At 64.4% G+C, this 7,396-nt stretch carries 6 protein-coding genes; 2 read left to right on the forward strand and 4 right to left on the reverse strand.

What is annotated here, in order from left to right:
* The first annotated feature begins 39 nt into the window (after window positions 1-39).
* Window positions 40-1,116: an ABC transporter substrate-binding protein gene (locus tag FFS08_RS08900; RefSeq protein WP_171012540.1), complete on the forward strand. Its 1,077-nt coding sequence runs from the start codon at window positions 40-42 to the stop codon at window positions 1,114-1,116.
* A gap of 170 nt (window positions 1,117-1,286) precedes the next feature.
* Entirely contained in the window at window positions 1,287-1,478 is a 192-nt protein-coding gene (locus FFS08_RS08905) for a hypothetical protein (protein WP_137862960.1), read from the forward strand.
* Window positions 1,479-1,562: 84 nt separating this feature from the next.
* On the opposite strand, the gene FFS08_RS08910 is transcribed toward FFS08_RS08905, so the two are convergent.
* The 4 genes from FFS08_RS08910 to FFS08_RS08925 all read right to left on the reverse strand — a co-directional run bounded on the left by FFS08_RS08910 (window position 1,563) and on the right by FFS08_RS08925 (window position 7,395).
* Window positions 1,563-2,708, reverse strand: a complete 1,146-nt coding sequence (locus FFS08_RS08910; RefSeq protein WP_137862961.1) for a purple acid phosphatase family protein — start codon at window positions 2,706-2,708, stop codon at window positions 1,563-1,565.
* A 61-nt stretch (window positions 2,709-2,769) separates the two neighbouring features.
* The gene (locus tag FFS08_RS08915) at window positions 2,770-5,748 is read right to left on the reverse strand and encodes a TonB-dependent receptor (protein WP_137862962.1); all 2,979 of its coding nucleotides are present in this window, start codon (window positions 5,746-5,748) and stop codon (window positions 2,770-2,772) included.
* 92 nt (window positions 5,749-5,840) lie between these two features.
* Window positions 5,841-6,851 (reverse strand): FecR family protein, encoded by a 1,011-nt coding sequence (locus tag FFS08_RS08920; protein WP_137862963.1) that lies wholly within the window; start codon window positions 6,849-6,851, stop codon window positions 5,841-5,843.
* Window positions 6,787-7,395, reverse strand: coding sequence for an RNA polymerase sigma factor (locus FFS08_RS08925; RefSeq protein ID WP_137862964.1), 609 nt, complete (start codon window positions 7,393-7,395; stop codon window positions 6,787-6,789). Before FFS08_RS08925 ends, FFS08_RS08920 begins: the two co-directional genes overlap by 65 nt.
* Window position 7,396 lies beyond the last annotated feature (1 nt).

The raw sequence follows: 7,396 nt of genomic DNA on the forward strand, positions 1-7,396 counted from the left end.
GCCATTGACACGGACCAAGTCCAGAGGATGATTTGGGCGATGCGCGGACTGGTTCTTTTCGGCTGCCTGCTGCTGGCCGGTTGCGGCGCGCTCAACCCGTGGCACGACGAGCACGCGGAGATCGCGCGCGCGGCGGCCAGCGAGCAACGCCTGGTGATATGGTCGTCCACCGATCGGCCGCTCGTCGCTGGATTACTCGCCGATTTCCAGCGCCTCTATCCGGACATCCGCATCGACTATCGCGAGATGAACGCGCTTCCGGTCCACCGCCTGGTCGAGCAGCGGATGCGCAGCGGCGAAGAGATGCCCGATTTCCTGTGGACCTCGGCGATGGATCTGCAGATCAAGCTGGTCAACGACGGCTATGCGCTGCGCTACGCTTCACCCGAGCGTCCCGCCCTTCCCGACTGGGCGAACTGGAAGAACGAGGCCTGGGGCATCACCGCCGAGCCCATCGTGATGGTGTATAATCGCAAGCTGCTCGCTCCGGCCCGCGCCCCGGCCAGCCATGCCGACCTGCTGCGCCTGCTCGAATCGGGCGCGCCCGACTTGCGCGGCCGGATCGCGACCTATGACGTGGCGGATTCCGCCGTCGGCTATCTCTATCTTTCCCAGGACGAATCGGCGAGCCGGGTCGCCTGGCCGCTGGTCCGCGCGCTTGGCGCCAACGGCGTTCGGCTGTTCTCGACCAGCGAGGCGATCATCAACGACGTGTCAGAGGGGCGCTCGGTGATCGGCTACAATGTCATCGGCTCCTATGCGATCGCCGAGATGAAGCGGAATCCCAACCTCGCGGTGGTATTGCCCAGCGACTATACGCTGCTGATGTCGCGGATCGCCGTGATCCCGGCCAAGGCCGCCCATCCCAACATCGCGCGGCTGTTCCTCGACTATCTGCTTTCGAGACGCGGCCAGGCGCATCTGGTCGCGCACGCCATGCCGTCGGTGCGGCGCGACATGGCCGTTCCCGCCTCGCTGCGCACGCCCGAGCAATTGCGGCGCGCCATCCCCGTCAGCCCCGCCCTGCTCGTCGTACAGGACCGGCTGATGCGCGAACGCTTCCTCGCCGACTGGAACCGGCTGATCCATGCCGGCGGACCCGCGAAGCGTCCATAGCGGCCGCACGCGATCCGGCCTTCGCGACAGCTGGATGAAAGCCGGCTTCCCTAGAAGCCGTTCCCATCATGCCCCTGACATGCGGCCAAGAACGGATCGCGTGCTGGGCGTGCGGAGAAGGAGTGGATCATTTGGAGAGATCAGACGGGAGTACCGCCCGGATCGCCGGCGTGCGACAAGTGGACGCCGAGGTGGTTCGCCATATGCGTGCGGAGATCGAAGGCGAGACGGACGAAGTGCTCACCCGGCAATTCGGCATCAGCTACAACACCTGGTGCAAGGTCCGTTCCGGCAATCCCATCCGCCGCTCGGTGGCGGATCGGCTCGAAGCCCGCATTCGGCCGCGCTGCCGAGTGGGCTGAAGGAGTCGGGCCGGGCGCGATCACAGCCACCACGGAAGCGTCGGGCCGGGAGGCACCGGCGATGCCCCTCCCGGCCCTGTCGCCTCACCGGATGACAGCTTCGTCGATCTTCTTCCCCTTGAGATCGAACGCGGCCATGCTCACGCGTCGGCCGTCGACCTTGAACTTCACATAGCTGAACTGGGCCAGCGCGCGCTTGGTGACGCCGGGAATCGGCCAGTCGACCTTCTCCAGCGATGCGCCCGCGCTTCCCGCCACGAAATAGTGAACGCCCTTGTTCTCGTGGCGCTGGTAATTGTGTTCGTGGCCGTTGAGGACGATCGCACCATATTGCTCGAACAGCGGCACCCATTCCTTCTGGATGCGGAAGGAACGGTCGCGGCGCTTATAGGCGGTCGCCGTGAATGCCGGCAGATGGAAGGCCACGAAGACATTCTCCGCACCCTTGTTGGCTTCCAGCTCCTGCTTCAGCCAGGTCATCTGCTCCTGCCAGAGCGCCTCCTGCTCGGCGTCGGTCGATTTGCCAGCCTGGGGCAGACGAATGCGATCATATTCGCTGTCGAGCACGATGAAATGCGAACGCCCCCAGTCAAAGGAATAATATGTCTTCGGCTGGTTGAATAGTTCATGCACGAGCGGCGCATTGGCTTCGTGATTCCCATAGACGAGAGCAAGATTCGTCTTGCGGAACAGCGGGGCACCGATCCGGAAGAAATCGAACCACTGCTGCTGGTCGGAACCGGTCTGCACCGCATCGCCGAGATGCATCACGAAGTCCGGATTCTCGCGTGACATCGCGGCGATGACCTGGCTGTGCACATCGTCGCCGATGGTCTTGTCCTGCTGCTCGATGGTGTTGACGACGGCGCCGTTGCGGGATTCGGCATAGATCAGGAACTCGAACGGCTGGGATTCCCGGGGCGAGGTCTTGAACGTCCCGCCGCCGACCGATCCGGCCTTGTAGCTGTAGGTCGTGCCCGGCTTGAGATGGCTGAACGTCGTCATATGAACCTGGAGCGGAAAATTCGTCTGCACTTCCTGCCCCTGACGCACGGTCACGTCGGGGCCCCTCTCGATCCAGCTCACGGTTACGGAACCGGATTTGGAATCGAGCATGACGGGTGAGGTCACGAATGGCCCGGCAGTGTCGCCGTCACGTTCTTGCGCGGCGGCGGCGGGAGCCAGCACGAGCAGCATCGGCACGCCAAGGTGACGCCATATGTTCTTCACGGATCATACTCCTGATATAGTTGAATTTACTTGGATATTCGGCGACCTATGCCGGCCGGCATCAGAATTTGAAGCGAACGCCGCCTTCGTAGCGCTGGCCGTAGCGGGCGAATTCGATCGTCCGCGATGCGTCCCCGGCATAGCGCCGCAGGGGCGTGTTCAGGATGTTGGCGACGTTGAAATAGACTTCGAGATTGTCGTCGAGCGCGTAGCGGCTCGAGAAATCGAGCTGGCGATCGGTCGCGAAACGGATGTCGCCGCCATCGACCGGGGCATTGATCGAGTCGATCCACGGCGAGCGATACTGATAGTTCAGCCGCAGCGACAATCCGTCCATCTCGTAATAGCCGCCGATATTGTAGACGAGCCTGGACGCACCCGGGAATTGCAGTTGCCGGCCGGCCGGCGTCGTCGCCTTGCCCCGGTTGAGCGTGAAGTTCGCCTGCACGCCGAAGCCCCCCAGCCAACGCGGCAGGTTGAGCTGCTCCGCATAGGGAAGAAGCTGTTGCTGGAACGTGCCTTCGATGCCGTACAGTTCGCCGCTGCCGCCGTTCAGCGTGGTCGAATAGGCATATCCGGATCGGTCGATGCCGCCGGTGTTCAGCACCGTGCTGTTGAAGATGCCGGTCGAAGAGAACAGCACGTCTTCCAGCTTCTTGTAGAAGGCGCCGACGCTGATGAAGCCCTGCGGCCGGGTGTACCATTCGAAATAGAGGTCGACGCCTTTCGCACGCTCGGGCTTGGCCTGCGGATTGCCGCCGGAGACAGTGAGGCCGGTGTCGTTATACGTGTAGTTCGGACGCAACACCGTATAGTCCGGGCGCGCCGCGCCGGTGGTCAGCGACAGCCGCAGGACCTTGGTCGCATCGAGGTCCAGGTTGACGTGCATGCTGGGGAAGACCAGCGTTCGATTGCTGCCCACTTCCACCGGCACCGAGGCACCGGCCAGGGTGACGAACGCCTGCCCCGTGTTGCGGAGATTCTCGACTCGCGCGCCGGCCACGACATTGCCCCAGTCGAAGCTGGTCTTGAGCATCGCATAGCCGGCAATGGCCTCTTCCGAGACCCGATAATAGTTCGCCGTGGTCGGGACGTAGCCGGCGATTCCCTGGGCCTGGCGCAGATCGGCCATCAGCGTGTCGAGATTGAAGTGATTCAATCGATAGCCGACCGGCAGTTCGCCGGCAGGTGTGCGGGAGGTGAGCACCGAAGCATAGTCGGCCGGAATTCCGGCCGAGGCATATTGGGCGGCTGTGGAAAGCCGCAGCGTGCTCTCGCGCGCGGTCTTGGTACGGCGATCATATTGCCCGCCCAATGTGAACACGCTGTCCTGCCCGAACAGAGTCAGGCTGCGCGAAATTGCGAACTTGCCGGTATAGGCGTCGGTGACATCCTTCGCCCTCAGGCTCGACAGGCCGGTCAGCGCCAAGGGGAAATCCGCCACGTTCGTGACCGCGCCACCCTGCGAAAGGGCGCCGTCGCTAGCCCGCAAGGTACGATACAGGGCAACGCGCGTCAGGCTGGGGTTGGCATAGTCATATGCCAGGGTGATGCGATTGGGCGCGCCCACGCCGCCGGTACCGAAGGCCGGGCTGGCATAGGTCATGGTATTGGGGATGCTGCGATCGTTGAGCGCACGCGTGTAGTTTGCCCGCCATTGCGCGGTCCAGCCGCCAAAGGCGTGCTCGCCGCCAATCGTGTTCGTACTGATGCTCTGCAGGAAATCCTTATACGAAATGCCGACCGTCAGCGGGATTCCGTAGACGGTCCCGCTCCGCGGCGTGTTGCCCGCGCAGACATCGGCATAGCCGGTAGTTCCGGTCGCGGGCCCGGCGACGGGGCCGCATGCCGCAGCGCTCGATGACAGCAACCCCTGCTGATCGGCCATGCTGAATACGAAACGGTCGCGTGCCTCGGTCTCGGTAAGGGCGGTATAGACGACGGAAGCGAACAGGCGGTGCTGGGCGTTGATGCGCCAGTCGATGCGGCCGCTGCCCGAATAATTCTTGTTCGTGAAGCGGTAGAACTTGTTGGTCGCGCTGGTTGCCCAATAGCGATCCGCGGCGCCGGGCCGCTTGTCGCGTGCCACCGAGGCCCAGGCATTCTCGAAATTATCGACCACGAAATCGCGACGGAAATAGGTGCCGGAGAGCACCAGGGCGATCTCGCCCGCGCCCGTCTGGAAGCGATCGGACCATGTCAGCGCGGTATCGAGCTCGCCCTTGCGGCCGAGGCTCTGGATGCCGCCGCCAAGCTTGCCGGTAAGTTGAAAGCCGGGAAAGTCGAAGCCCGATCGCGTGATGATGTCGATATTGCCCGCGACCGTCTCGCCGGTCATGTCGGGCGTCACTGCCTTGCGCACGACCACCTGCTGGGCAATCGCCGCGGGGATGGTATCGAACAAGGTCTGACGGCCGGCGGGGCTGATCACGGTGACGCCGTCGAACGACACGGTCGTCCAGCTGGCCGGCGCGCCGCGCAGGTTCAGGTAGCGCGCGCGGCCCTGGTCGCGCTGGATGGCGACGCCCGGCAGGCGGCCCACCGCTTGCGCCATGTTCTGATCCGGCAGGCGGCCCACCGCGTCCGCGGCGACGACGCTGACAAGCGAGTCCGAAGCGCGCTGCCGGGCCAGTGCCGCCGCCTGCGATTCGGCGATGGGTCGATCCCCGTTGACGACGATCTCCGGCTCATCCTGCGCGGCCTCCGTGCCCTGCGTCACGTCATGTGAGCTCGGGGCCTTTCCCTCCTTCAACACGATCACGCTGCCATTGGCCGATGCGATGACCAGCCCGCTGCCCTCGATCAGCCGATCGAGCGCGACGCGCACGTCCATCTGCCCCTGTATCGGCTTGCTGCGACGGCCCCTGGTCACTGCGTCCGGCGCGATGATCTGCAGATTGGCTTGATGGCCGAAGCTGGTGATCGCCGCGCTCAGCGACTGGGCCGGCAAGTTGAAATTCCGCGTCTGCGCGGCTGCGGGCGTGGCGACGACGAGCGCGACCAGGCCGGCGCCGAGCGCCAGCCGAGACTTCGATGTCATGAAATGTCCCCTTCAAGCCGGCGGCATGCCGGCCACATCGGGAAGAGGTGCATTCGGACCGGCTTCCGCCATCCAGGCCGAAAAAAAGCCGGCTAGTTCTTCCGGCGGATCAGAATGCCGTGATCGGTTTCCACGGCGTCGAGATCAAGGCTAAGTGCAGCATCGCGCGCGAAACCGAGCGCGTTGTTGATCGAATAGGTGCCCGAGACGCGCAGCGCAGCCACCTGGGCGTCGCCCAGTTCGATCCGTACGTCGGAATAGCGGCGAAACTGCGCGGCCGCCTCGCCCAGCGACAGGCCATCCATGTCGATGAGCCCGCCGGTCCACGCAGTCGCCTGGTCCAGCCGCTCGGACGGCAAGCTGGTTTCGCTGACGGTTCCGTCACCGGCAATGCCGGCCATTTGTCCGGCGATCAGGCGCGTGATCTGCCCCTGCCCCTTCCCGCCCAGTTCGACAATGCCCTCGGCCACCACCACCCGCGTGCGGTCTTCGCCGAGCCGCCACACCGAGAAGCGCGTGCCAACGGCGCGGACCGTCACGTCGCCCGCCGTGACGATGAAGGGCCGTGCCGGATCCTTGACGACGTCGAATTGCGCCTCCCCGTTCAGCAAGGCGACGCGCCGCGCCTCACGATCGAAATCCAGTTCGACTTGCGTGGCGGTGTTGAGCACCATCGACGAGCCGTCGGCGAGGGGATAGCGCTGGATCACGCCCCTCGCCGTCGCGACGCGCTTGCCGCGCTGCCGGACGGAATAGGTCACGCCCATGCCGATTGCCGCGATCGCAACCGCGCTGCCGCCAATCATGACATGCCGGCGGCTGATCCCCCGTGGAGGCGGCAACAATGGGGCACGGCGTTCAGGATCGAAATCCGGCCCCAGTGCGACGGCACGGTCCAGATGCAGGCTGGCCGCCATGGCGCGAGCGAAAGCACCCGCATGCCGCGAATCCGCCCCGATCCACGCGTCCAGTGCCGCTTGATCCCGCTCGTCGAGTTCCGCCCTGTCAATCTTCGCCGCCCAGGCGAAGGCGATTTCGTCAATGGCGTTTGGAGGAAGGGCCACCGACGATCCGACTCCTTTGCGGCTTGTCGATACGATCATCCCGCAATGATGCCGTCATTCGCCGATTTCCGCCACGACCAATCGCATCGGCGAGCGCCATCATCGCCTTGCCCATGTGCTTTTCGACTGTATTTTCCGAGATTTCCATCACTTCGGCCACTTCGCGCTGCGACAATCCCCGTAGCTTGCGCAGCACGAAGACCTGCCGGCATTTCGGCGGCAGGTCTTCGATCAAGCGAGCGAGCCGGCTCAATTCCTGCCGATCCGCCGCGATCGCCTCCGGCCCGGGGCGTTCACAGGGCACCTGCAGGCTCTCGGTCTCCACAAACCGGTCGATCTCGATGACTCGATCCCTGCGCATGCTCTTGAGCAGCACCGATTTGGCGACGACGAACAGATAGCTGCGCGGGTTGAGGATATGATCGACGCCGGCGAGCCCACTCAGGATCGCATAGCTTTCCTGCACCACGTCATCGATGTCCGGATAGGCCAGCCGAGTGCCCAGCCAGCGCCGCAGCTCGGGCTCATGGGGAAACACCTCCCGAGCCAGCCAGGCAACGCGTGCGATGGAAAGAGCGGGCATG

Origin of the sequence: Sphingomonas sp. 1F27F7B (assembly GCF_005503355.1) — a bacterium.
Taxonomy (GTDB): domain Bacteria; phylum Pseudomonadota; class Alphaproteobacteria; order Sphingomonadales; family Sphingomonadaceae; genus Sphingomonas.